This window comes from Streptomyces sp. PA03-1a (assembly GCF_033792805.1).
In the GTDB taxonomy this organism is placed as follows: Bacteria; Actinomycetota; Actinomycetes; order Streptomycetales; family Streptomycetaceae; genus Actinacidiphila.
Genome location: NZ_JARAVO010000113.1, coordinates 1 through 22,527 on the forward strand (window position 1 = coordinate 1; position 22,527 = coordinate 22,527).

At 71.3% G+C, this 22,527-nt stretch carries 25 protein-coding genes and 2 pseudogenes; 14 read left to right on the plus strand and 13 right to left on the minus strand.

What is annotated here, in order from left to right:
* Positions 1 to 273: 273 nt before the first annotated feature.
* Both PV341_RS24510 and PV341_RS24515 read right to left on the minus strand, forming a co-directional pair.
* Positions 274 to 612 (minus strand): DUF3040 domain-containing protein, encoded by a 339-nt coding sequence (locus PV341_RS24510; RefSeq protein ID WP_500323974.1) that lies wholly within the window; start codon positions 610 to 612, stop codon positions 274 to 276.
* A gap of 175 nt (positions 613 to 787) precedes the next feature.
* Positions 788 to 955 carry a DUF5670 family protein gene (locus PV341_RS24515; protein ID WP_018561957.1) on the minus strand — a complete coding sequence of 56 codons (168 nt, stop codon included), beginning with the start codon at positions 953 to 955 and terminating at the stop codon, positions 788 to 790.
* A 108-nt stretch (positions 956 to 1,063) separates the two neighbouring features.
* On the opposite strand from PV341_RS24515, the gene PV341_RS24520 reads away from it, so the two are divergent.
* Positions 1,064 to 2,203 (plus strand): winged helix DNA-binding domain-containing protein, encoded by a 1,140-nt coding sequence (locus tag PV341_RS24520; RefSeq protein ID WP_500323975.1) that lies wholly within the window; start codon positions 1,064 to 1,066, stop codon positions 2,201 to 2,203.
* Positions 2,204 to 2,348: 145 nt separating this feature from the next.
* On the plus strand, positions 2,349 to 2,552 hold the full coding sequence (locus PV341_RS24525) for a hypothetical protein (protein ID WP_500358978.1): 204 nt from the start codon (positions 2,349 to 2,351) through the stop codon (positions 2,550 to 2,552).
* A 68-nt stretch (positions 2,553 to 2,620) separates the two neighbouring features.
* Here PV341_RS24525 and PV341_RS24530 read toward each other — a convergent pair whose 3' ends face one another.
* From PV341_RS24530 to PV341_RS24540, 3 genes are all read right to left on the minus strand, one after another.
* Positions 2,621 to 3,094, minus strand: coding sequence for a hypothetical protein (locus PV341_RS24530; protein WP_500323977.1), 474 nt, complete (start codon positions 3,092 to 3,094; stop codon positions 2,621 to 2,623).
* A 46-nt stretch (positions 3,095 to 3,140) separates the two neighbouring features.
* A complete protein-coding gene (locus tag PV341_RS24535) occupies positions 3,141 to 3,698 on the minus strand; it encodes a hypothetical protein (RefSeq protein WP_500323978.1) in 558 nt (185 codons plus the stop codon).
* Positions 3,699 to 3,812: 114 nt separating this feature from the next.
* Positions 3,813 to 4,289, minus strand: a complete 477-nt coding sequence (locus PV341_RS24540; RefSeq protein ID WP_500323979.1) for a MarR family winged helix-turn-helix transcriptional regulator — start codon at positions 4,287 to 4,289, stop codon at positions 3,813 to 3,815.
* Between the two features lie 149 nt (positions 4,290 to 4,438).
* Here PV341_RS24540 and PV341_RS24545 point away from each other — a divergent pair, with 149 nt between their 5' ends.
* Positions 4,439 to 4,660 carry a hypothetical protein gene (locus PV341_RS24545; RefSeq protein WP_500358979.1) on the plus strand — a complete coding sequence of 74 codons (222 nt, stop codon included), beginning with the start codon at positions 4,439 to 4,441 and terminating at the stop codon, positions 4,658 to 4,660.
* A gap of 102 nt (positions 4,661 to 4,762) precedes the next feature.
* Here PV341_RS24545 and PV341_RS24550 read toward each other — a convergent pair whose 3' ends face one another.
* Complete coding sequence (locus tag PV341_RS24550; RefSeq protein WP_500358981.1) at positions 4,763 to 6,385, minus strand: phytoene desaturase family protein; 1,623 nt, start codon at positions 6,383 to 6,385, stop codon at positions 4,763 to 4,765.
* Between the two features lie 25 nt (positions 6,386 to 6,410).
* Positions 6,411 to 6,869 carry an SRPBCC family protein gene (locus PV341_RS24555; protein ID WP_500323982.1) on the minus strand — a complete coding sequence of 153 codons (459 nt, stop codon included), beginning with the start codon at positions 6,867 to 6,869 and terminating at the stop codon, positions 6,411 to 6,413.
* 109 nt (positions 6,870 to 6,978) lie between these two features.
* On the opposite strand from PV341_RS24555, the pseudogene PV341_RS24560 reads away from it, so the two are divergent.
* Positions 6,979 to 7,857 (plus strand): annotated as a pseudogene (locus PV341_RS24560) (SDR family oxidoreductase); the annotation flags it as partial.
* Complete coding sequence (locus tag PV341_RS24565; protein WP_500358987.1) at positions 7,843 to 8,322, plus strand: DUF5994 family protein; 480 nt, start codon at positions 7,843 to 7,845, stop codon at positions 8,320 to 8,322. The pseudogene PV341_RS24560 and the gene PV341_RS24565, both read left to right, overlap by 15 nt.
* 388 nt (positions 8,323 to 8,710) lie before the next feature.
* Here the strand turns inward: PV341_RS24565 and PV341_RS24570 are convergent, their stop codons facing one another.
* A complete protein-coding gene (locus PV341_RS24570) occupies positions 8,711 to 9,436 on the minus strand; it encodes a hypothetical protein (protein ID WP_500358988.1) in 726 nt (241 codons plus the stop codon).
* Positions 9,433 to 10,011, minus strand: a complete 579-nt coding sequence (locus PV341_RS24575; RefSeq protein ID WP_500323983.1) for a DUF5994 family protein — start codon at positions 10,009 to 10,011, stop codon at positions 9,433 to 9,435. The genes PV341_RS24570 and PV341_RS24575 overlap by 4 nt, the downstream gene beginning before the upstream one ends.
* 231 nt (positions 10,012 to 10,242) lie before the next feature.
* Here PV341_RS24575 and PV341_RS24580 point away from each other — a divergent pair, with 231 nt between their 5' ends.
* Positions 10,243 to 10,962 carry a hypothetical protein gene (locus PV341_RS24580; protein ID WP_500358982.1) on the plus strand — a complete coding sequence of 240 codons (720 nt, stop codon included), beginning with the start codon at positions 10,243 to 10,245 and terminating at the stop codon, positions 10,960 to 10,962.
* A 3-nt stretch (positions 10,963 to 10,965) separates the two neighbouring features.
* Here PV341_RS24580 and PV341_RS24585 read toward each other — a convergent pair whose 3' ends face one another.
* Positions 10,966 to 11,463 carry an Ohr family peroxiredoxin gene (locus PV341_RS24585; protein ID WP_500323985.1) on the minus strand — a complete coding sequence of 166 codons (498 nt, stop codon included), beginning with the start codon at positions 11,461 to 11,463 and terminating at the stop codon, positions 10,966 to 10,968.
* Between the two features lie 304 nt (positions 11,464 to 11,767).
* Here PV341_RS24585 and PV341_RS24590 point away from each other — a divergent pair, with 304 nt between their 5' ends.
* The 4 genes from PV341_RS24590 (at position 11,768) to PV341_RS24605 (ending at position 15,275) form a co-directional block, all read left to right on the plus strand.
* Positions 11,768 to 12,034 (plus strand): WhiB family transcriptional regulator, encoded by a 267-nt coding sequence (locus PV341_RS24590; RefSeq protein WP_500324238.1) that lies wholly within the window; start codon positions 11,768 to 11,770, stop codon positions 12,032 to 12,034.
* Positions 12,035 to 12,340: 306 nt separating this feature from the next.
* A complete protein-coding gene (locus PV341_RS24595) occupies positions 12,341 to 13,570 on the plus strand; it encodes a PP2C family protein-serine/threonine phosphatase (RefSeq protein ID WP_500358983.1) in 1,230 nt (409 codons plus the stop codon).
* A 49-nt stretch (positions 13,571 to 13,619) separates the two neighbouring features.
* Positions 13,620 to 14,351 (plus strand): SDR family oxidoreductase, encoded by a 732-nt coding sequence (locus tag PV341_RS24600; protein ID WP_500323987.1) that lies wholly within the window; start codon positions 13,620 to 13,622, stop codon positions 14,349 to 14,351.
* Between the two features lie 48 nt (positions 14,352 to 14,399).
* Entirely contained in the window at positions 14,400 to 15,275 is an 876-nt protein-coding gene (locus PV341_RS24605) for an RNA polymerase sigma-70 factor (protein ID WP_500323988.1), read from the plus strand.
* Between the two features lie 54 nt (positions 15,276 to 15,329).
* Here PV341_RS24605 and PV341_RS24610 read toward each other — a convergent pair whose 3' ends face one another.
* Positions 15,330 to 15,809, minus strand: a complete 480-nt coding sequence (locus PV341_RS24610; RefSeq protein WP_500323989.1) for a cupin domain-containing protein — start codon at positions 15,807 to 15,809, stop codon at positions 15,330 to 15,332.
* A 139-nt stretch (positions 15,810 to 15,948) separates the two neighbouring features.
* Positions 15,949 to 16,410: a hypothetical protein gene (locus tag PV341_RS24615; RefSeq protein WP_500358984.1), complete on the minus strand. Its 462-nt coding sequence runs from the start codon at positions 16,408 to 16,410 to the stop codon at positions 15,949 to 15,951.
* A 284-nt stretch (positions 16,411 to 16,694) separates the two neighbouring features.
* Here PV341_RS24615 and PV341_RS24620 point away from each other — a divergent pair, with 284 nt between their 5' ends.
* The 3 genes and pseudogenes from PV341_RS24620 to PV341_RS24630 form a co-directional block, all read left to right on the plus strand.
* Complete coding sequence (locus PV341_RS24620) at positions 16,695 to 18,050, plus strand: NAD(P)/FAD-dependent oxidoreductase (protein WP_500323991.1); 1,356 nt, start codon at positions 16,695 to 16,697, stop codon at positions 18,048 to 18,050.
* An 11-nt stretch (positions 18,051 to 18,061) separates the two neighbouring features.
* Positions 18,062 to 18,487 carry a MarR family winged helix-turn-helix transcriptional regulator gene (locus PV341_RS24625; protein WP_500323992.1) on the plus strand — a complete coding sequence of 142 codons (426 nt, stop codon included), beginning with the start codon at positions 18,062 to 18,064 and terminating at the stop codon, positions 18,485 to 18,487.
* Between the two features lie 432 nt (positions 18,488 to 18,919).
* A pseudogene (locus PV341_RS24630) lies at positions 18,920 to 19,603 on the plus strand (sigma-70 family RNA polymerase sigma factor); the annotation flags it as partial.
* Between the two features lie 79 nt (positions 19,604 to 19,682).
* On the opposite strand, the gene PV341_RS24635 reads toward PV341_RS24630, so the two are convergent.
* On the minus strand, positions 19,683 to 20,567 hold the full coding sequence (locus tag PV341_RS24635; RefSeq protein WP_500323993.1) for a sigma-70 family RNA polymerase sigma factor family protein: 885 nt from the start codon (positions 20,565 to 20,567) through the stop codon (positions 19,683 to 19,685).
* 293 nt (positions 20,568 to 20,860) lie between these two features.
* Here PV341_RS24635 and qcrB point away from each other — a divergent pair, with 293 nt between their 5' ends.
* Positions 20,861 to 22,489, plus strand: a complete 1,629-nt coding sequence (qcrB, locus tag PV341_RS24640) for a cytochrome bc1 complex cytochrome b subunit (RefSeq protein WP_500323994.1) — start codon at positions 20,861 to 20,863, stop codon at positions 22,487 to 22,489.
* The last annotated feature ends 38 nt before the right edge of the window (positions 22,490 to 22,527 follow it).

The following is a 22,527-nucleotide window of genomic DNA, read 5'->3' on the forward strand; positions in this document are numbered from 1 at the left end:
CCTTCCGGCTCGGCCGGAAGAGCTGGCGGCCCTGGTGCCCAAGGCCGCCCACGCGGTCTTCGCGGCCGCCCTGGTGCGGGCGGCGCTCGACCGCCACGTGGCCGAGGAGGTCGCCGCCGCCCAGCCCTGAGCGGGAGTTTTCCAGCGGCGAGCTTGCCACGGGGCGGCATGATGCCGGGCTCGGGGGGCTCGCTGTGCACGACGCCCCTGGCGTGACGAGGTGACCGCGGCCGTGGCCCTCGCCGCGCTCACCGTCCGCCGGCTGAGGGTCCGTTACACGACCTGCCTGCGCCGACCGATGCGCCGCCTGGGCGAGGTCGGCCACGCGGCGGCGAGCAAGGTGACGGCCCACGAGGCCGCGCCGACCCACACCAGCGGGGTCTCCTTGGTCAGCGTCGCCGACAGCAGCAGTGCCAGGGTGGTGCCGGCGAGGAAGGTCACCAGCAGGGCGCGTGGCCACCGCGCGAACCGCGCCGCGATCTCCCGCAGGGGGGTACGCACGCGCATGGTGCGCAGTCGCCGGGCGAGCGCCCGGTCCTCACGGCGGAGCAAACGCTCGATTCCGTCGAGAGCCATGCGTTCCCGGACGGTGAGCCGGCAGTCCTCCCTCATCAGCATCTCCTGGAGGCGTGGGCCGGGCTGCTCCGGCCATCTCTGCCCCGCGTGTACCCCGTTGTGCGGCAGGGACCGCCGCCGCGGCAGGAATGACCTGATACGACCGGTGGCGGACGACGGACGGGGGCCCGCCGCGATGCGCGGCGGGCCCCGGCGTGCTGCGGGCGAGAGGTCACCATCGGTACCAACGGCGGCGCCCACCGCCTTCGGCGGCCCGGAACACGAAGCCGAGCAGCCACACCACCAGCACGATGATGGCGATCCACCACAGGGCCTTGAGGGCGAAGCCCGCACCGAAGAGGATCAGGGCGAGCAGCAGGACAAGAAGCAAGGGAACCATGTCGTCAACCTCCTGACCCCGCGTCTGCCCTGGTGTTCCGTGACCATGCACCACCGGGCCGCGGCGTCCACCGGAAGGACTGTCGGACCGGGGCGGCATAATCCGGCCATGAGCCTCACCGCGCGGCAACTCACCCTCGCCACCCTGGACCGTCAGCTCCTGCTCGAGCGCAGGCGCCTCGACGTGGCCGAGGCGGTCCGCCGGGTCTGCGCGCTGCAGGCACAGACCCCGGCCTCCCCGTACCTGGCGCTGTGGAACAGGGTTCGGGACTTCGCGCCCGAGGACCTCGACGCGGCGTTCGCGGACCGGCGGATAATCAAGGCGACCCTGATGCGGATCACGCTGCACGCCGTCCACGCCGAGGACCATGCCGCCTACCACGCCGCGATGGTGGGCACGCTGCGGGCGTCACGGCTGTACGACCGCCGCTTCACCTCGACCGGGCTGGACCCCGCCGACGCCGACGCGCTGCTTCCCGAACTCGCCGGGTTCCTCGACCGGCCCCGCACCGGCGCCGAGGTGGAGAACGAGGTCGCGGGACGTTTCGGCGAGCACGCCCACCGCGTGTGGTGGGCGCTGCGCACGTACGCCCCCGTGCATCACGCGCCGGCCGGCGGCCCCTGGTCGTTCACCCTGCCGAACACCTACCGCGCCTCCGCGGCGGTCCCCGCGCCCGAGCCCGAGCAGACCGACGCCGGGGTGCGGCGACTGCTGCTCGCCTACCTGGGTGCGTTCGGGCCCGCCTCGGCCCAGGACTTCGCTCGCTTCACGCTGCTGCAGCGCTCCGTCATCACCCGGGCGCTGGACGGGCTCGGCGACCAGGTGGTGCAGGTGGCGGGACCGGGCCGCGCCGCCCTGTACGACCTCGCCGACGCCACCGTCCCCGATGAGGACACGCCGGCGCCGCCGAGGCTGCTCCCCATGTGGGACAGCATCCTGCTGGCCCACGCCGGCGCGGGGCGGGTCGTGCCAGGGGAGTACCGGCCGGTGATCGCGCGGCGGAACGGCGACACGCTGCCGTGCCTGCTCGTCGACGGGCAGGTCGCCGGCGTGTGGCGCGCGACCGGCGACGGCCTGGAGCTGACCGCCTTCCGCAAGCTCGGCAAGGCCGCCTGGCAGGGGCTGGTGGAGGAGGCGGCGAAGCTGTGGGCTCTGCTCGCCGACCGCGACCCGGCCGTCTACCGGCGCTACGGACACTGGTGGGACAAGGGGTTCCCCGGCGTCGAGAGCCGGTTCGTGAAGGCCTGAACGTGGCGCCGCGACGTCGGCTTCGCCGTTTCACCGCCTCGCGTCATGTCGCGGAGGCTGCTCTGCCGATCTTTCGCGTACTTATCATCGGGTTTATACGTGATGATGCTGAGACGCCACTGTCCGAGAAGGGAGGAGTCAGCCCATGGAGCAGCCGGAGGAGGAGACCCGCCGGGCCCCGGACCGAGACCCGGGGGAGGAGGCGACCCGGGAATCGGGAACGCCGTCCTCGGATGCACCGGATGCACCGGATGCACCGGATGAACCGGATGAAGAGGAGCGGGGCTCGGAGCAGTTGAAGATTCCACCGCACGAGAAGCGTCGGGGAACCGGCCTGGAAGATTTCTAGGTCGTCCTCCCGGCACCCGCACAGCGGTGGGCGGGACGCCGCCTGGGCAGCGCCCCGCCGCGCCGGACTCAGGTGGACAGCAGGCGGTTGAAGAAGGACCGGTAGCGCCGGAGCGCCGTGCGCAGGTCCTCCGTGTTCACCTGCTCGCCACGGGTCCACTGGCCTTCCAGGTCCCCCTTGTGCTGGGCGAACGTCGATGCCAGCTTCTGCATGACGTCGGCCACCAACTCGTCGGCGGCGTGCACGGCATCGCGGGGGTCGTCGACGAACTCGCTCTGGATCTGCTGCCAGCGGTCGCGGAAGTGCTCCTGGTCCTGAGAACCCAGCAACTGCGGGGCCTCATCCGATGCGGTCTCCTGGACAGGAGTGCCCGCCATGTCCTCCGGGGGCGGTCCGCCCCGGGTTCCGCTGCTCTCGCCTGGGTACTCCGGTGCCCGGGAGGCCGCTTCCGGGCGGTCCGGCTCGAGGCCGGCGGGTGCGTGGGTCTCTGCGAGGTCTTCGGTGGCCAGACCGCTTCCGCGGGAGGCACGCTCGCGTTCCATGGTTCTCCGCCTCTCCAGATGGGGTGTTCCGGGACGGGCCCTTCGCTCAGGCCCGGGCGTGGCGCCGCCCACCGCCGTCGGTGAGCAGTTCGTCGAACAGGGCGCGGTAGTGGACCATCGCGCCGCGCAGCTGTTCGGTCGTGGCCTCGTGCCGGGTGCTGAGGTCGTTGACCTCGTGGGCCGCCCGGTAGTGGTCCAGGGTCCGGCCGTGCTCCACCGAAAGGTCCTTGACCTGCTGGTCGAAGTTCTCGGTCGGGTAGCCGCGGTCGCGCATCAGGGAGCCCACCAGGCTGTCGGCGTCGTGGACGGCGTCCTCGGGCCGGTCGACGAACTCCTCCTGGACGCTGGTCCACTCCCGCGCGTAGCGGTCACGCACACCGCTCGGCAGCGGCTTGATGTCCAGCGAGTCGTGACGCTTGGTGCGTGCGGCGAGGTCCCGCTCGGCGTCCTTGCGGCTGTCGGCGCCTTCCACCGTCCGGTCGTACTCCGGGCCGAACCGTTCCTTCAGGCGCCGGTGGCGCATGAAGAGGGTGGACGCCACCGCGATCAGGGCGAGTATCACCACCACGGGGATGATGATCGCCAGAAGTGTCCCTGTTGACATGGGGTCGACTCCCTAGCACTTACGGGAACCCCCCTCAGGCTGACGCCTGCCCTGGCACCGGTATCCAAAACGCCATGTGTGCGGGCATTCGTCACGTATGACGCCAGTGGCACCTCAGGCCGTACCGTGCTCCGCGCGCAAGTGCTCGACGACCGGGGTGAGGGCTTTGCGGAGGGCCGCCTGGTCCTCGGCGGGGAGCAGGTCGATGAAGTGCTCCCGGACGGCGGCGACGTGGTGCGGGGCGACGTTGCGCATGGTCTCCCAGCCCTCGTCCGTGAGGACGGCGAACAGCCCGCGCCGGTCGGACTCGCAGTTCTCGCGGCGGACCAGGCCGGCGTTCTCCATGCGGCTGATCTGGTGGGACAGCCGGCTCTTGGACTGCAGGGTGGCGCGGGCCAGGTCGCTCATCCGCATGCGGTGCTGGGGCGACTCCGAGAGGTTCACCAGGATCTCGTAGTCGTTGATGGTGAGGTCGAACGGCTCCAGGTCGCGTCCGAGCTGGTGGAGCAGCAGCGTGCCGACCTCCAGATAGGTGCGCCAGGCGCGCTGCTCGTCAGCGGTCAGCCATTCGTCGCTCTTGCCCTTCGCCATTTCCCCATCCTATCGAGTGCGGCAATTCTGCTTGAAAGCTCCACATTTTAGCCATTGCGATTGACCCGAATGCATCACTCAACTGTGATCGATCTTCACCGCGAGTACGCTCCGTCGATAGGGATTCAGCCACGACAGGAGCGTTGACCATGCCCGAGATGCGCCTTGCATGCCGCAGTCCTGAAGCGGCTGCCGCCGTGGTGGCGGTAGGCAGTTGCCCCGGTGACCCGCAGCACACCGTGAAGCAGGACAGGGCCGACGTCGTCATCGGGTATTGCGACTCACTGTGGCCCCTGGACGTCGCGGAATGGGCGGCGCTCGAAGGCCACGCCAGCGACCGCGCCGCTGCCCGGGTGATGATCTCTCTGTAGAAGCCGGCGGCAGCGAGTTCCGCAAGGGCGGGGAAACCGGTTCCCGGGAAACGGCGAATCCGGCCTGCGTCTGCCTCACCAAGGCCTGAAGGACACGGCGGATCAGGTGGAGCGCCCCGTGCGGCCGCGGCGGGTGAGGGCACGCTGCGCCCTGCTCAGCAGGCGGCTCGGGGAACGGGATCGCAGCGCGGCATGAGCGGCGTTGGCGCCCGGGGCGCCGTGCACGCCGCCGCCCGGATGGGCCCCCGCGGACGCCAGGAAGAGTCCCGCGATCGGCGTCTCCGGACGTCCCGTTCCCGGGAGGGGGCGGAAGACCAATTGCTGGTGCATGCCCGCGGTGCCGCCGTTGATGGCGCCGCCGTGGAGGTTGGCGTCGTTCGCCTCGAGCTGGGGCGGGGCGAGTACACGGCGGGCGGCGACGAGTGAGCGGAAGCCGGGTGCGTACCGCTCGACCTGCGCTTCGACCCGGTCGGCCATCAGCTCCTGGTCGGTGCGGGTCCAGGTGCCGGTGATGCCCGCCCCGCCGGCGTCGCCGCGGACACGGTGGGGGAGGTGGGTGTACGCCCACGCGGATTGCGTACCGGACGGGGAACGCGACCCGTCCGCCGTGGTCATCTGCCCGAACAGGAGGAAGGGCCGCTCGGGCACCTGCCCCATGGCGATCTGCGCGGCGAACCGCGTCAGTTCGTCGACACCTTCCGCCAGGTGCACGGTGCCCGCCTGCGCTGCCGCGGACGACGACCACGGCACCGCGCCCTCCAGGGCCCAGTCCACCTTGAAGGTCGCGAAGTCCCACTGGAAGCGGCGCAGATCCTCCAGGACCCGGTCCGGGAGGTCGTCCCGGTCGACCAGCTGCCCGTACAGCGCGGGCACGGACACGTCGGCCAGCACGGCGCGGCGTGCCGGCACCGCGTCGCCGTCGGCCGTACGGACCCCCACCGCCCGGCCGGAGCGCACCACGACCTCCGTCACCCGCGCTCCGCACCGCAGCGTCCCGCCGCGTCTGCGGAGCCGCCCGACGAGGGCGGCCGTGAGCGCTCCGGCGCCGCCGACGGGCACGGGGAAACCGTACGTCTGCCCCAGCATGGCCATGAGCCAGCCGAATCCTCCGCTCCCCGCGGCCTCCGGGGCGAGATCGGCGTGGAGCGCGCAGCCGGCCAGCAGCAAGGGGCCCAACTCGCCCCGGAACTCCTCCTCGCCCAGACGGCGCACGGGAAGCACCAGGGTGCGTGCCATGCGCAGCCCACCGCCCGCGCGCAGCCGTGCCGCGAGCCGCAGGCCCGGACGCACCGGAGGGAAGGGCGTGAACAGGGCATCGACGAGGTCGTCGCCGAGGCGCCCCCAGATCGTGCACAGCCGGTGCCATGCCGCGCCGTCGCCGGCGGTCTCCGCGTCGAGGACCGCGGCCGTGTCGACGGCACGCCGGTGCAGCACCGCGCAGCGGCCGTCGAGCAGCGGATGGGCGACGACGGCCGGCGCGTGGCTCCAGCGCAGGCCTTCACGGTGCAGGTCGAGCCCGCGGATGACCGGCGAGGCGGCCGTGAGAGGGTAGAAGGAGCTGAACAGGTCGTGGATGTACTCGGGATGGACGTCCCGCCCGGAGCGGACTCCGCCGCCGGGCTCGTCCTGGGCCTCGAGCACCTCCACGCTCCATCCCGCGTCGGCCAGCAGGTTGGCGGCGACCAGGCCGTTGGGGCCCGCGCCGATCACGACCGCGTCCGCCATGGGTGCCTCCCGTCGTCGGCGCCGTTCAGCCGCCGTCCGTGCCTTCGCATGCCGCGTCGGCCTCCACGGCGTCGGCCAGCCGGCTGAGCATGCTGCGGTGCCGGACCTGGAGCAGCGCGTCCAGCGCGGCATTGTGGAACAGGCCGCCGGGGCCGCGCAGCGGATGCTCGTCGACGATGACCAGCGTGTCCTTGCCCCACGGGCGCAGGTCGATGGCGATCCGCGCGGAGCCGAGCCATCCGCTGAAGGCCTCCAGTTCCAGCTGCCGCGGGGGCCGGCAGATCCGTACGATCGTCTCGCCGGTCAGCTTCACCGGACCCAGCGGAACGGTGTACTCGATGCTGGAGCCGACCGCCGGCCAGTCGCCTTCGCCGCGCCGGGACGACGACGGACCCACGACCCAGTCCCCGTAACGCGTGCCGTCGGCCAGCACGGCCCATACGTCTTCCGGCGCGCCGCCGACGAGCCTGTGCCGAACTGCCATGAGTACCTCCGGTGACCTTCGTGTTCACCGCACGCCCGTTCTTCTGCCCTCGGTTACGGTCGTTATAGGCGTATTTGCGGAGTTTCCTCGTCGCAGCGGGAGGAGCAAGGTGACGGGCTCCCTGCCTTTGCTGGGCCGTACGGCCGTGGTCACCGGCGCCGCCCGGGGCATCGGGCGGGCGGTGGCGCACGCCCTCGCGGCCCGCGGCGCCCGTGTCGCGCTGCTCGGACTGGAACCGGAGGAATTGGAGTCGGCGGCCGCCGGCGTGCCCGGTCCGGCGCGGGCCTGGCAGCTCGATGTCACGGACGAGGCCGCCCTGCGCCGCACTGCCGACGAGGTGACGGAGCAGTTCGGGCCGGCCTCCGTGGTCGTCGCGAACGCCGGGATCGCCTCCGCTGGCCCCTTCGGCGAGTCCTCCATGGCGACCTGGCGCAGGATCGTCGAGGTCAACCTCGTCGGAAGTGCTCTGACCGCCCGGGCCTTCCTCCCGCAACTGCTGGCCACCCGCGGCTACTACCTGCAGGTCTCCTCGCTCGCGGCGATCGGCGCCGCCCCGTTGATGTCCGCCTACTGCGCCTCCAAGTCAGGAGTCGAGGCCTTCACGCACTCCCTGCGTGCCGAGGTGGCCCACCGTGGCGTCGCCGTGGGCGTCGCCTACCTGAGCTGGACGGACACCGAGATGATCCGCGATGCCCGGTACGACGCGCCCCTGCGCGAACTGAGGGCCCTCATGCCCTGGCCCGCGAGCCGTACCTACCCCGCGGAGGACACGGCGGAGCGGCTCGTGCGGGGCATCGAACGCCGCGCGCCCGCCGTCTACGTACAGCCCTGGCTGCGCGGTGTCCAAGCGGTGCGCACCCTTCTGCCGGGTGTGGTCGCCTGGCGGGCCCGGCACGCGATGGGCGCCCTGGAACGGCGGACGGCAGGCCGGCGCGGGGAGTACGTTGAAGACGACAAGACGAGCGAGAACACCATGGCCGACTCCGACACCCCCCACCCTCCCGGACTCCTTGCGGATGAGATCCAGCGAGAAGTGAAACCCGGGACGGCAGTGCTGAGGCTGGAGACGACCCCCGACCGCCAGGGCATCCTCGACGGTGCGTGGTGGCCGCGTTCCCGCGACATCGTCGCGGAGCTTCCCAGCCTGATCACCGAGTTGGTCCGCCACCTGGGTCCCATCACGCGCGTCGGCCTGGACGCGAGCGCCTGGGACGAACTCCCCACGCGCCTGACCATCGACGACCGGGTCGTGCACATCGACTCCTTCGCCGTCGGTGACGACACGGTCCTGATCACCCGCGGCGAGCGGGACCACTTCTCCCTGCTGGTGGTTCCGCCACAGGCGACCCCCGATGCGGCACGCGCGGCGATGGCCAAGGCGGTGGCGGCCGGCAACGTCCAGGGGGCCGAACAGATCCTCATCGACACGGGCACCCCTCCCCGCGGACCGTGACGGGGGTCCCGGCGAAGCGGCGCGTCCCCTCCGCCCCATGCGCGACGACCCGCGCTCCCGCACCCTGGCACGGGAGCCTCGCGCAACCGCCAACACAACGGCCCCGGCGCATTCACACGCCAGGGCCGCCCTTCCAAACTGCCGCACGTGAGAGTGCGCCAGTTCACTGTCCATGGTACTGCTGCCGGACGCTCGACGCTGAGACACAGATACCGGGGAGAGCCATGTCCCGCGGACGAGGGTGCCGTCGCGGACGCCAGGGGGGGGAAGCCCCCAACGGGGCCCGCACCGGCGGTCTTTCGCCGGTCCGGGCCCCGCGGTGAAGCCGGGCGGGACGGGTTCGCCCGCCCCAGCCGCCTGCCGGCCCGATCGGGTACGGGCCGGTACATCACCCCCAGGCGGTTGCCGGCGGCCAGTCGGCCCGGCGGGCCCGGGCGGTGTCCGCTCGCTTGCGGGTCTGCGCCGCTTCGCCCGTGTCATCGCGGCCCGACTCCGTCCGAGCCGGAATCTCTCCCTCGTGCGGACGGCCGGTGGGGGCCGGGTGTCCCGTGCCCGCTCCGGACTGGAACGACTCCACGGCTCCGGGGCCCTGCGTGGTGTCGACCGTGAGGTGCAGGCGGGTGCCGCCTTCGGGATTCGCCGGGTAGCTGCGCTGTTCCGTCCCCGCGAAGTGCCTCCGGAGCGTTTCGGCGACCCGGCGGGCGGCCTCGGGGGACGCGGCGATGATGCGGACCTCGGCGAGCGCGGTCCGAGGCGGCGTGGCCGTCTGCCCGGTGTGCGCCGCCGACGGCGGGCGGTCCGCAACGGTGACCCGACCAGGCGAGGCCAGCAGCCGTTCGGGTCGCCGCGCACTCGCTGCCGTCGAACCTGTGGATCGCAGCAGTCGACGGCTTCCGCCTCGCGGCTCTTCCTGCATCGTCCCGGCCGGTGGGTTCGCGGGATCGCCCGCGCTTTCCTCCGGGACGGCGACGGTCCGGCGGCGACGGTACGGAAGGAGATCGCCGTAACGGAAGGCGGCGATCCGCTGGTCGTGGCGGTCGTTGAGCGCATGGATCAGGAAGGTGCCCACGGCGATCATCGCGAGGAGCACGGCCAGGCTGACGAGGATGGTCATGACGTCCACATCCCCTCAGCGCGGACCGGCCCCGCGGCCGCGCCGGCCGCCGGCGCGGCTCCGCCTTCCGACTCCCAGTCCGCTTCGTCTCCGCGGTCGGTTCCCCTGGCCCGGAGGGCTTCTTCGTCCGCCATGATGCCGCTCGCGGTGCTCCGGCTCCGGGGGTCGGCCGCGGCTGCCATCAGCCGGGTCGCTGCGGCCAGATCACATTCCGGCGGAATGACCAGCAAGTCGAGGCGGCCGGTGGTGTAGGAGAGCAACAGCAGTTTGTTCGCGTCCTGTTCGGTGAACCAGCCGACGTGGACGACATGTCCCGAGACGGGCACTTTGCGTGGGATCACAGGCCAGAGCGAGGGGTGCACCGCGACCCGGGTCACGCGCGCCCAGCAGCGGTCCAGCGTGTCGATCAGGGCCGGGAGTTCACGCGTGAGGTCGCGAGAACGAGGCCACCAGGCTCCGTCCAGCAGTCCCCGGGTGCCGGCACTGGCCGGCTTGAGTGCCAGCCGAGGCGGCGGTATCGGTGGTGAAGAGTCCTGCCCATCAGCGACGAATGGGCGATCGAGGACGATGTTCATGACACGGACCTGACTCCGGGGAGCGTTCCCGCTTGCCCGAGATGGTCGTTCGCCGGGAACGACACCGGCATGAGGGCCCGTGTGCGAAATGCTCCTGGTCCCTCAAGCGTACTCCGGTGAGGACCCGACGGGGCCGTGGTCGGGCGGCTGGCAGTGCCGTGATGCCCCGCGGGCGGGGCCCTGGAAGACTCGTCCCACGTACTCGGGGCCATGCGAAGGAAGCGAACGGCCATGGACCGGTACCTGGCGGAGATCCTCCGGGCGCACGGCGGCGGTGACCGCTACGCGCGGTTCGGCGAGGTCCGCGCGACGATCGTCACCGGCGGCGAGCTGTGGAGGCTGAAGGGCGTGCCGCAGGACCCGGCGCCCCGCAACATGACCGTGTGGCTCCACGAGGAGCGGGCGTCCCTGCGCCCCTATGGCGCGCCCGACCAGTCGACCGACTTCACCCCCGGCCGTGTCGCGATCGAGAAGGCCGACGGCACGGTCGTCGCCGAGCGCGGCGACCCCCGGTCCCACTTCGCGGGGCACACGATGACCACCCGCTGGGACACGCTGGACCGCGCCTACTTCAACGGCTACGCCCTGTGGACCTACCTGACCACCCCCTTCCTGCTCGCCGGCCCGGGGGTCACCGTGTCCGGCATCGGGGCGTGGCGAGAGGACGACGAGACGTGGCGGGGCCTGCGCGCCACGTTCCCCGCAGACGTGGCCACGCACTCCCGTGAGCAGGACTTCTACTTCGACGACGCCCTCCGGCTGCGCCGCTACGACTACCACGTGGAGATCGCGGGCGGCTTCGCGTGCGCGCAGTACGTCTACGACTACGTTGAGGCCCAGGGGCTGCGGATGCCCTCGAAGCGCCGGGTGCACCTCCGCGCCGAGGACGGCAGCCCGCGGCGCGACACGTTGCTCGTCTCGATCGACGTCAGCGACGTGCACTACGTGTGAGGCTCAGGGGGCCAGCGTGAGCGTCGCCGGCGTCCCCCGCGCCAGCATCTTGGTGTAGGGACACAGCGAGTCCGCCCGCCGCAGCAGGGGAGCGGCGGTCGCCGCGTCCGTCCCGGGCCAGGTGATCACCAGGTCCGCCCGCACCAGGTAGCCGCCGTCCAGGGGGTCCCGGCCGAAGGCCACGGAGGCCTCCACCGCGATCGCCGCGGGGTTCCGGCCGGCCTGCCGGGCGACCAGGCTGAGGGCGCCGTGGAAGCAGGCCGCGAGCCCGGCGGCGAACAGCTGTTCCGGATTCGTGCCGCCGCTCTCCCCGCCGAGTTCGGGGGGCAGCCGCAGGACGAGGTCGAGCATCCCGTCGGACGACCGGGCCCGTCCCGATGCCCGTCCGTGGCTCACCTCGCCGCCGCTGACGGTCACGGACGTCGTGTAGATGGGGGAGAAGGCCGTGCCGTCGTAGTCCTTCGCCGTGGACAGCCCGGGCCACTGGGTCGGCTCGCTCACCGTGGTGCCCCTCTTCGGAGCCGGCTCCCGCACGGTGCGGGCGCCTTTCCGTCGCGTATGACTGTGGTCTGCATGGTCCGCCCTTCGTCATCCCGGGAGAGGCCCGGACCCGATCACCGACTCCGACCAATCAGCTGATCAACGTGTGACAACGCCTCGCGCCCAGGTGAACTCGCCCGCGGGCCCGAGCGATTGACGCCCGGGTCGTCCGCCGGGCACCCAAGCGCGGCATATCGGGCGTCACAGCCACGTCGATCCACTGGTCTCCATGAAGAGTCCCGGCCCGTCCCACCAGGAGGTCTTCATGAATTGGCGTTACGACGCTGCGTGCCGCGAGGAGGATCCGGAGCTGTTCTTCCCCATCAGCGGCAGCGGTCCGGGAATGGCGCAGATCCAGGAAGCCAAGGCCGTGTGCCTGCGGTGCCCCGTCACGGCGCAGTGCCTGCGGTCGGCGCTGTCGGCCGGTCGTCTCGACGGAATCTGGGGCGGCACCACGGAGGACGAACGGCGGAGGATGCAGCGCCGCGACTACGTCGAGCGCTGGCGGAAGACGCGGCAGGCCACCGTCTGATCCGGGTCGGACGCTCATGGCTTCCCTTGTCCGATGTTCGTCATATGTCGAACAATATAGGCCGGGAACGGATGGCGCGGCGGGGGCAGATGGGATCCATGTCACATATGCGGTGGATGTCCTGTCGTACCCGGAAAGCCGGAACGGTGGCGCAGCGCCGCACACGGGCGCGACCTCGCGGCCACGCAATGCCCCCGCACGGAAAGGCAGCGCATGATCCCCTCCCTTCCGCTCCGCAACCGCCCCGCCCCCCGCTCGCGGGGTCCGGGGACACGGCCCGCCGTCGGGCTCCTCCTCCTCGCCGCCATGAGCGTCCTGGACGGGCTGTGCCCACCGGCCGTCGGCTGGGCGACGACGCTCGTGGCCGCCTCGGCGGCGGCGGCGTTCGCCGGCGCCTCGCTGACCGCAGGAGCCGTCCTGATCGTCGCCGCGGCCGGGATCGGCCTGGTCGTCAGCCCCACCGGGGTTCCGCCGGTCACCACCTCGCAGGACGCCGTCGTGCTCGTGCTGTCCGTGGTTGCCGTCGTGTTCTGCGTCCGCCAGGAGCACCACCAGCTGGAACTGACCGCCGTACGGTCGGTCTCCGAGATCACGCAGCGAGTCGTCCTGCGCCCGCTCCCCGACCGGATCGGCCCGCTGCGCGTCGCCGCCGCCTACCAGGCCTCCGACGCCCACGCCACCGTCGGCGGCGACCTCTACGCGGCCGCCCGCGTCCCCGGAGCGACGCGGATGCTGATCGGCGACGTCCGCGGCAAGGGCCTGCAAGGGATCCACGAAGTGGCGGCCGCCGTCGGCGCGTTCAGGGAGGCGGCACCCCGCTGCGCCACCCTGTCCGAAGTGGCCGCACACCTGGAGTGCAGCATGCGCACCCACCTGGAGGAGTTCGGGGAGGGCCACGACGACGCCGCCGAACGCTTCGTCACCGCGCTGGTGTTGGAGATACCCGACGACCGGCGGGTCATCCGCGCGGTCAACTGCGGCCACCCCGCGCCCCTCGTCTCCGGCGGCGGGCGCGTCACCCTCCTGGCACCCCGCCGCTGCGGGCCGCCCCTCGGCCTGGGCGGCCTGGCCCCCCACGACCACCACGAGGACACCTTCCCCTTCGCCCCCGGGGACGTCCTCCTGCTCTACACCGACGGCGTCACCGAGGCCCGGGACCCGGCGGGCACCTTCTACCCCCTCCAGGACCGGGTCGCCTCCTGGGCGGGCGACGAGCCCGGTGGCCTCGTGCGGCACGTACGGGAAGACCTGTGCCGGCACCTCCGGGGCACGCTGAGCGACGACGTCGCCATCGTCGCCCTCCAGCGGGTTCCCGTTCCCGCGCAGGCGACCGCCCCCGGGGTGGCGGCCGGGCGGGTTCCGGGCGGGCCGCCGCCGGACGCGGCGGGGAGTTCCCGTCCGCCGCCCCATCGGGGTGATGGCGGCCTGCACGCCCTGACACCCGCCGGCCCGTCACACCGTGCGGCGCGGTCCGGCGTGCCCTCGGGCGGCCTCCGTGGCAGACCAGGCGCGTCGAGTGCCGCGAAGGTACGTTAAGCAGGTAGGGGCATTAACCGGTCACAGGCATCGGGAGATGGGCAAAGCCATGAAAATCGCAGTCATCGGCGGAACCGGGCTCATCGGCTCGCAGGTCGTGAAGGACCTCAACGCGGCCGGCCAGGAGGCCGTGCCGCACTCGCTGTCCACCGGCGTGGACCTCCTGAGCGGCGACGGCGTCGTGGAGGCCGTCGCGGGCGCGGACGTCGTCGTCAACCTCACGAACTCGCCGACCTTCGACGAGGCCTCGCCCGCGTTCTTCCAGACGTCGATGGACAACCTGATCGCCGCCTGTGAGAAGGGCGGCGTCGGTCACATGGTCATCCTCTCCATCGTGGGCGTGGACCAGGTGCCGGAGCTGGACTACTACCGGGCGAAGGTGCTGCAGGAGGACATCCTCAAGGCGAGTTCCATCCCGTACTCCATCGTCCGCGCCACGCAGTTCATGGAGTTCATGGACGCGACGATGTCCTGGACCACCGACGGCGACACCGTTCGGCTGCCGCACACCCCGCTCCAGCCGATCGCCGCCGCCGACGTCGCGCGGATGGTCGCCGAGGTCGCCTCGGGTCCCCCGCTCAACGGGACCGTGGACATCGCCGGGCCCGATGTCTTCTCCCTCGACGAGATCGGCCGGATCACCATCGCCGCCAAGGGCGACGGGCGTTCCGTCGTCGTCGACGACACGGCGGGCATGTTCGCCGTCCCCCAGGGCGACGTCCTCGTGGGTGGGCAAGCCGCTCGCATCGCCCCCACCCACTACCGGGACTGGCTGTCCTGACCGACGGGCGCGTCCGGACCGCGGACGACGCCGACCGAGGACGACGCAGTGGATGACGCCTACGACCTCCAGAAGGCACAGGAGGAGTTCCAGGCCGCCCGTGGCAGCCTGTTCGGCATCGCCTACCGGATGCTGGGCAGCGTGAGCGAGGCCGAGGACATCCTGCAGGAGGCGTGGATCCGCTGGCAGACCTACGACCGCTCCAAAGTGGAGAACCCTCCGGCGTTCCTCGCGACGACGGTCACCAGGCTCGCCATCAACGTGCTGCAGTCGGCCAGGGCCCGGCGTGAGACCTACGTCGGACCCTGGCTGCCGGAGCCGGTGGACACCGAGAGCGACCCCGCGCTGGGAGCCGTGAACGGGGAGGCGCTGGAGGTCGCGGTGCTGATGCTCCTGGAGAAGCTCACGCCCGCGGAGCGCGCCGCCTACGTGCTCCGGGAGGCCTTCGAGTACCCCTACGCGCAGATCGCGGAGATCATCGGACAGTCCAACGCCAACGCGCGCCAACTGGTGAGCCGGGCGCGCAAGCACCTGGCGGCGGAGAAGCGGGCCGGTGTCGTGACCGCCGACCGGCAGCGCTTCCTGACGGCGTTCGTGGCGGCCGCGAAGGCCGGGGAAGTGGGCGTGCTGGAGGACATGTTCGCCGAGGACGTCGTCTCGTACTCCGACGGCGGAGGTGAGGTCCGTGCCTCGAAGTTCCCCGTCGTGGGCCGTCAGCGGGTGGCCAAGTACATCCACGCCTTCGCCGACCGGTTCTGGGTCGGCGCCACCGTGGAGCCCATCCAGGTGAACGGCGGGCCCGGCATGAAGCTGTCCCGCGACGGCACGGTCTACGCCGTCCTGACGTTGAGCGTCACACCGGAGGGCATCGACCGGGTGATGTGGATGATGAGCCCGACAAAACTCGCCGTCCTGGACAAGTGAGTGCACGGACCCCCGGCACCGCCCAGGGGGCGCGGCGCCGGGGGAGCGGCCCGGTCAGTCGACGAAGTACGAGTCGTGCTTGTCCAGGAACGCGGCGCGCTCCTCCGCCGTGGCGTTGCCCATCCGCGAGATCTGCTCGAAGTACTCCTCACGCGGTGCGCCCGGGGTGAAGAGCAGCAGCATCTCCGCCGGGGCGTCGGAGTCGTTGCGGAAGGCGTGCAGCCCGCCCTGCGGGACGTGCAGGAAGTCGCCTTCCTGAGCGTCCACCCACTTCTCGCCGTTGTAGAGGCGGACGGTGCCGTTGAGGATGAAGAAGGACTCCGAGATGGTCCGGTGGAAGTGCGTCTTGGGACCGCCCGCGTTCGCCTTCATCATGACGCGGTAGAGCCCGTACTCGCCCCGCGTCATGTCCGTGGTCGCCAGGTAGTGGATGCCGTCCCCGGCCTGGCCGACGTTCGGAGGGGCGCTCGCCGGGCGGAAGTTGGCGTTGACCTCGCCGCTGTCCCCGAAGTACACCTGCTTTGGGTATGACATGCCTACCATCCCTCGCTCGCGTCGTGTGCGCCGTGGCGCATCGGCGGGGCGGGTGCCGGCCGCTCCGGTCGGCCGTCCATGACCACGCCCCTCGGGGGGTAGACCGGGTTGCCCGGGCGTGTGTGACAGCTCCGTGGCGTCAGGAGACGGCGACGACGCCCACCGCGGCCAGGCCGTTGTCCGCGCGCAGGAGGATGTCGTAGAGGTAGGTGTCGCCCGCGCGGGGCGTCAGGACCTGCCGGCCCCCGGAGGGCAGGGTGCCGGTGACCGTCTCGTGTCTCTCGCCGGGCTCCGATCCGCTGACGGCCACGAGCCTGACCGGCGTCCTGCCGATGTTCTCCAGCGTAACGGAGCGGGTCCTCGGACACGTACCGGTGAGCTCGTCGGCGCAGTGGAAGCGCACGTCGCCGAAGTCGGTCAGGCCGCAGGAGACGTCGGTGGCGAAGCTGAAGTGGGCGGAGCAGACGGCACCCCCGCGCAGGGCCGTCGCGGGCGGCGAGGTGTGGGCGTCGTCCGGGGGAGGGTCGTCCGTGCACGCCGTGGCGAACGGCGCGAGCGCGACGGTGCTGACGAGTACGGCGGACAGGAGTGCTGTGCGCACGTGGAGCTCCAGGAGAAGGAAGGCGAAGGTGGGGGGCGCGCGTGGCGTCGCCGTGGACGTCAGCCCGGGCCGGCTGACGTCGAGTCCTCAGGAACGTAGCAGACAGTGTTGATCCGTGCGGCGAGCGGAGGGGCTGCGGAAGGCCCGCCAAACGGTCGCTCTGGTGAGAAATCCCCCGATACATCCCTGCCGTGATCACAGTGTTCACCACTGAGCGGACATGCTCTGTCACACCGACAGGGCCTGCGCTGTCTTCTTGGTGACGGAGAGAAACAGAGGGAATCATGCGCGAGATCCTGATCGTCGGCGGCGGCTACGCGGGCTTCTACACGGCCTGGGGCCTCGAGAAGACGCTGCGGCCCGGGGAGGCGCGGGTCACCGTCGTCGACCCGCGTCCCTACATGACGTACCAGCCGTTCCTGCCGGAGGTGACGGCCGGTTCGGTGGAGGCACGTCACGCCGCCGTGTCGATGCGGCGGCACCTGCACAAGTCCCGGCTGGTCGCGGGCAGCGTGACCGGGATCCGCCACGCCGACCGCACGGTGACCGTCCGGCCCGTGAAGGGGGAGGAGTACGAACTCCGGTACGACACCCTCGTCGTCACCGCGGGAGCCGTGACCCGTACCTTCCCCATCCCGGGCCTGGCCCGGCACGCCATCGGCCTGAAGCACGTCGAGGAGGCGGTCGCCATCCGCGACCGGCTGCTGACGGCGTTCGACCAGGCCGCCTCGCTGCCCCCGGGGCCCGAGCGGCGGAAGCTGCTCACCGTCACCTTCGTGGGCGGTGGGTTCTCCGGTGTCGAGGGCTTCGGTGAGCTGCTGTCGCTGGCGACCGCGATGCTCAAGTCCTATCCGGAACTGAGCCTGGAGGAGCTGTCGTTCCACCTGGTGGAGGCGCGGGGCCGCATCCTGCCCGAGGTGACCGACGGGCCCGGGGCCTGGGTCGTGCGCCACCTGGAGCGCCGCGGCGGGCATGTGCACCTGAACACCCAACTGGTCTCCGCCGAGGACGGGCACGTCGTGCTGTCCAGCGGGGAGGAGTTCGACTCGGAACTCATCGTCTGGACCGCCGGCAACGCCTCGAACCCCGTGGTGCACAACCACACCGACCTGCCGGTCGACGAGCGCGGCCTGCTCATCGTGCGGCCGGACCTCCGGGTGGGTACGGAGGCCGAGCCGGTGCCGGACGTGTGGGCGGCCGGGGACGACGCGGCCGTGCCCGACCTGGCCTCGCCCGTGCCGGGGGCGCACACGGTGCCGAACGCCCAGCACGCGGTCCGGCAGGGCAAGCGCCTGGCCAAGAACATCGTCGCGAGCCTGCGCGGCGGCAGGGTCCGGGACTACCGCCACAGCAGCCTCGGCGTGGTCGCCACGCTGGGCCTGGGACGCGGCATCTTCCAGTACAAGGCCATCGTCGTCAAGGGGTTCCCGGCCTGGCTGATGCACCGCGGCTACCACGTGCTCGCGGTGCCCACGTGGGAGCGGAAGGTCCGGGTGCTCACCGTCTGGCTCACCGCGGCCCTGTTCGGCCGGGACCTCGTCTCCCTCGCCTCCGTGCAGCACCCGCGGGACGCGTTCGTCACGAGCGCCACCCCCCGGCGTCCCGCGGAGCCGCGGGCGGGCGACCACGCCGGAGTGTGAACGCCGGGAAGATGACGCTGAGCGGGCGGTGGAGCGCGCTCGACCGGCTCCACCGCCGCATCGAGAACCGCGTCGAGCGGGCGCTGCACGGGCAACTGGGCGTGAGCGCACGGGAGTTCCATGCCCTGCGAGCCCTCCAGGAGAGCATCCGCGATGCCGAGGGCCAGCTCCACTTCGACGAACTGGCCGACGCGATCGGCCTGACCCAGTCCGCGACCAGCCGGCTGGTGACCCGGCTGCGCGACCGGGGATTGATCACCACGCGCACCTCGGCGTACGACCGGCGGAGCGTGGACGTGCACCTCACCCCGGTCGCGCAGGACGTGCTGCGGCTCGGGGTGCCGCTCCTGGAGCGCGCCGTCCACGACGTCGTGTCCGGCCTCCGCGCGGAGGACGCCGACGCCGACCTGATCCGCTACCTCCAGGGGCTCTCGTAGCCCCTGGAGATAGCGGACGTCCCGGTCGGCCGGTCACTTTCCGTCACATCGACCTTCGTACATGCGGAACTTTCCACCACGGATGAATAACGTGTCACTCTTTCTCTGGCAACAGAGGGTTGAATCTGTGCGGTTTTTGGCGAAATGTCGGATTCGACATCCCTTTTGTGTCGTTTGTCCAGCGTATGATGTGAGGCAACGGTGGGTTGTGAGCTCATGGAACACACCATGCGCTCCCCGCAAGTCTGCTGTTCCGGTGCCGACGACGACTTTCTCCCGCCTTTTTCTGTCACATGATCGGGCCCCTTCCGGTCTATTCAGCGGACGTGAATGGAGAGTTCGTGACGCTCGGTGATCAGAGACCGTGTAGTGGCCACCCATGCAATACATCGTGTGACACCTTTGTGTCACACGGCCGGGGGCTGCCCGTAAATGACCTCTGACCGGCGGAACGCGGACGCCGAGCCGTCCCCCTCCGCACCAAGCCTCGACGTGGCGGCCTCCGCCTTCGTCGAACTCCAGCCACGCCTGTTCGGCATCGCGTACCGCGTGCTCGGCAGCGCCGTCGAGGCCGAGGACGTGGTGCAGGAGGTGTGGCTGCGCTGGCAACGGACCGACCGCTCCGCGGTGCTCAGCCCGGCCGCCTTCCTCTCGACCACGACGACCCGGCTCGCCATCAACGTCGCACAATCCGCCCGGGTGCGCCGGGAGACCTACATCGGACCCTGGCTGCCCGAGCCCGTGGACACGAGCGCGGATCCCGAGGCGGGCGTCCAGCGGACGGAGGCCGTGGAGTTCGCCCTGCTGCTGGTCCTGGAGCGGCTGAACCCCACGGAACGCGCGGCCTACGTCCTGCGTGAGGCGTTCGACTACGCCTATCCGGAGATCGCCGAGATACTCCAGCTCAGCATCGTCAACGTCCGCAAGATCGTCAGCCGGGCCCGCAAGCACGTGGTGGACAAGCCCCGCGAGACCGTCGACGCCGCGGAGCACCAGCGCCTCCTGGAGACCTTCGTCTCGGCGGCCCGGACGGGGAACCTCGCCCCGCTGGAAGCGCTCCTCGCCGCGGACGTCGCGGACCGTCTGGCCGGACGCGGCGGCCCGCACGGAGCGGCCCCTGCGGTCCGCGACGGGGTCTGCGCCGCCGGTCCGACGCGGACGACGGACGCCGGCGCATGAAGGGCTCGCGGAGCCGTCAGGGTCCGAGGGTGCCCACGGGGCGGGCCGGATGGTTCCAGGGCCGGAGCTTGTCGGGGTTGAGGACGATCCAGGCTTGCGAGACGCGGTGGTCGGCGACGTCCAGGCTGATGACCGCCACCACCTGGCCCTCGTAGCGGGCCACCAGACCGGTGCGGCCGTTCACGGAGTGGGCGGACAGGGCCACCCGCTGGTGGTGCGAGAGCAAGGTCAGCAGACTGCGCGCGACCGCCCGGGCGCCGTGCACCGGCCGGACCAGCGCCCGGATCTTCCCGCCACCGTCGAAGAACGCCGTGGCGTCCGGACACATCAGCGACGTCAGCCGCACCACGTCGCCGCCCGCGCAGGCCGCGCGCACCGCGCGCGCCACCGCGTCCTGCTCCTTCGGCGTCACCGGATGCGACCGGCAGGCGCGGATCGCCAGCCGCGCACGATCGGCGAGCTCGGCGCACTCCGGCTCCGACCGCCCCACCACGTCCGCCACGGCGCCCAGCGCCATCCCGAAGCAGTCGTTGAGCACGAACGCCGCCCGCTCCACGGGCGACAGCGCGGCCAGGGCCGTCAGCAGGACCTCACCGATCTCCTGTTCCAGCTCGGCCCCCACGCCCGGCCGTTCCGTGTCCGCCGCGGCGGGGACGGTTCCCCCGGCGGACGCGGCCAGCCGCGCCAGACAGATCGCGCCGACCGTCTTCACGAGCCACGCCCCGGGCGGATCGATCGACCGGCGGGCCGCCTCCGGCAGCTCGTACCACCGGCGGTAGGCCTCGTCGACGACCGCCTCGGCCTCCGCCGTGCCGCCCACCATCCACAACGCCACGTCCAGCAAGTGCCGACGTTCGTCCAGCAGCTCCGCGATCGGCACCGCGTCACCGGAGAAATCCATGACCCCCGACCTCCCTCGCCCACCACACCGACATGGCACCGAATTCCGGTCCTAGTGGTGAGACCAGGTCCGTGCGGACCTTGTGACATTGAGCCCACGCGCCGGCCGCCGGCGGAGCTGTCCCCGTGCGGGTCCACCCCTCCCCCGTGAACAGGGCGCGAAACCTCCTTCCGCATTGGCGCGCAGACGGCGCACGTCACACTTTCGCCGCGTGATCGGTCGTATTGCCGGAAGGTGCACGAGAGTGCCGACCCGCGACCCGCCATGGGTGAATCATGAATGGTGACAGGAACATGGACGGTGACAGCCGGCCCGCCGATTCGGAACGACCGCCGGACCAGGGGGTGAAAGTCGCCGAATGGGTCGGCGAACGACTGGGTATTGACAGACGTACCAGATCGTCCGGGATGCGGAAGGCATTCCCCAGCCACTGGTCCTTCATGCTGGGGGAGATATCCCTCTACAGCTTCTTCATCCTCGTCCTGACGGGGGTGTACCTGTCGCTGTACTTCCATCCGTCGATGACGCCGGTGGAATACCACGGCAGTTACGCACCGCTGCAGGGCCAAATGGTGTCCGAGGCCTTCGACTCGACGATGCGCATCTCCTTCGAGGTGCGCGGCGGCCTGCTGATCCGCCAGGCCCACCACTGGGCGGCGCTGATCTTCGTCGCCAGCATGTTCGCCCACATGCTCCGGGTGTTCTTCACCGGTGCGTTCCGCAAGCCGCGCGAGCTCAACTGGGTGCTCGGCTTCTCCCTGCTGGTCCTGGGCATGTTCGAGGGACTGACGGGCTACGACCTCCCGGACGACCTGCTCTCCGGGACCGGACTCATGGTCGTGAACGGCACCATCCTCTCGATACCGGTCGTCGGGACCTACCTGTCGATGTACCTCTTCGGGGGCGAGTACCCGGGCAAGGACCTGATCGCGCACTTCAACACGCTCCACGTCGTGGTGATCCCCGCCCTCATGGCCGGCGTCCTCGTCGCCCACCTGGTCCTGGCGCGCCGTCACCGGCGCGCGCAGTACCCGGGGCCCGGGCGTACCGAGCGGAACGTGGTCGGCCTGCCCTTCCGGGTCTACGCCGTGAAGTCGGGGGCGTACTTCCTCCTGGTCAGCGGGGTCGTCCTCATCATCGCCTCGACCACGCAGATCAACCCCATCTGGCTGTACGGCCCCTACCGGCCCGACCAGGTCACCGCCGGTTCACAGCCCGACTGGTACATGGGCGTGCTCGACGGCCTGCTGCGCGTCATGCCCGGCTGGGAGGTCGTCCTCTGGGGCCACACCCTGGCGCTGGACAACCTCGTGCCCCTGCTGGCGGGCGCCGGGCTCTTCCTCGCCCTGGGCGCCTACCCGTTCGTCGAGGCATGGGTCACCAAGGACGGCAACCGCGACCACCATCTCCTCGACCGGCCCCGCAACCGGCCGGTGCGCACCGCCCTGGGCGCGGCGTGGGTCAGCGTGTACGCGGTGGCGCTGCTGGGCGCGGCGAACGACGTGATCTCCATCCGCCTGCACATGTCGGTCAACTCCGTGACGTGGGCCGTCCGCATCGGCCTGTTCGTCGTGCCCTTCGTGGTGTACGGCGTGACCAAGCGCTGGGCGCTCGCCCTCCAGCGCAGCGACCGCGACAAGGTGCTGCACGGCCGCGAGACCGGGATCATCAAGCGCCTGCCGGACGGCGAGTACGTCGAAGTCCACCAGCAGCTCGGCCGCGAGCAACTCCACCTCCTCACGCAGCACGAGCAGTACGCGCCCATCCGCCTCTCCCCGGACGGCAGGGCCGGCCGGGTGGAGCGACTGCGGGCCCTGCTCAGCCGGGGCCTGTACGGGAAGGGGACGCAGATTCCCAAGCCCACCGTGCAGGAATTCGAGGAGATCACCCACGACCACGGTGAGAAGAACATTATCCACTGAGGTGTCACATATTCAGCCGGTCCTTTGTCATAAGAGCG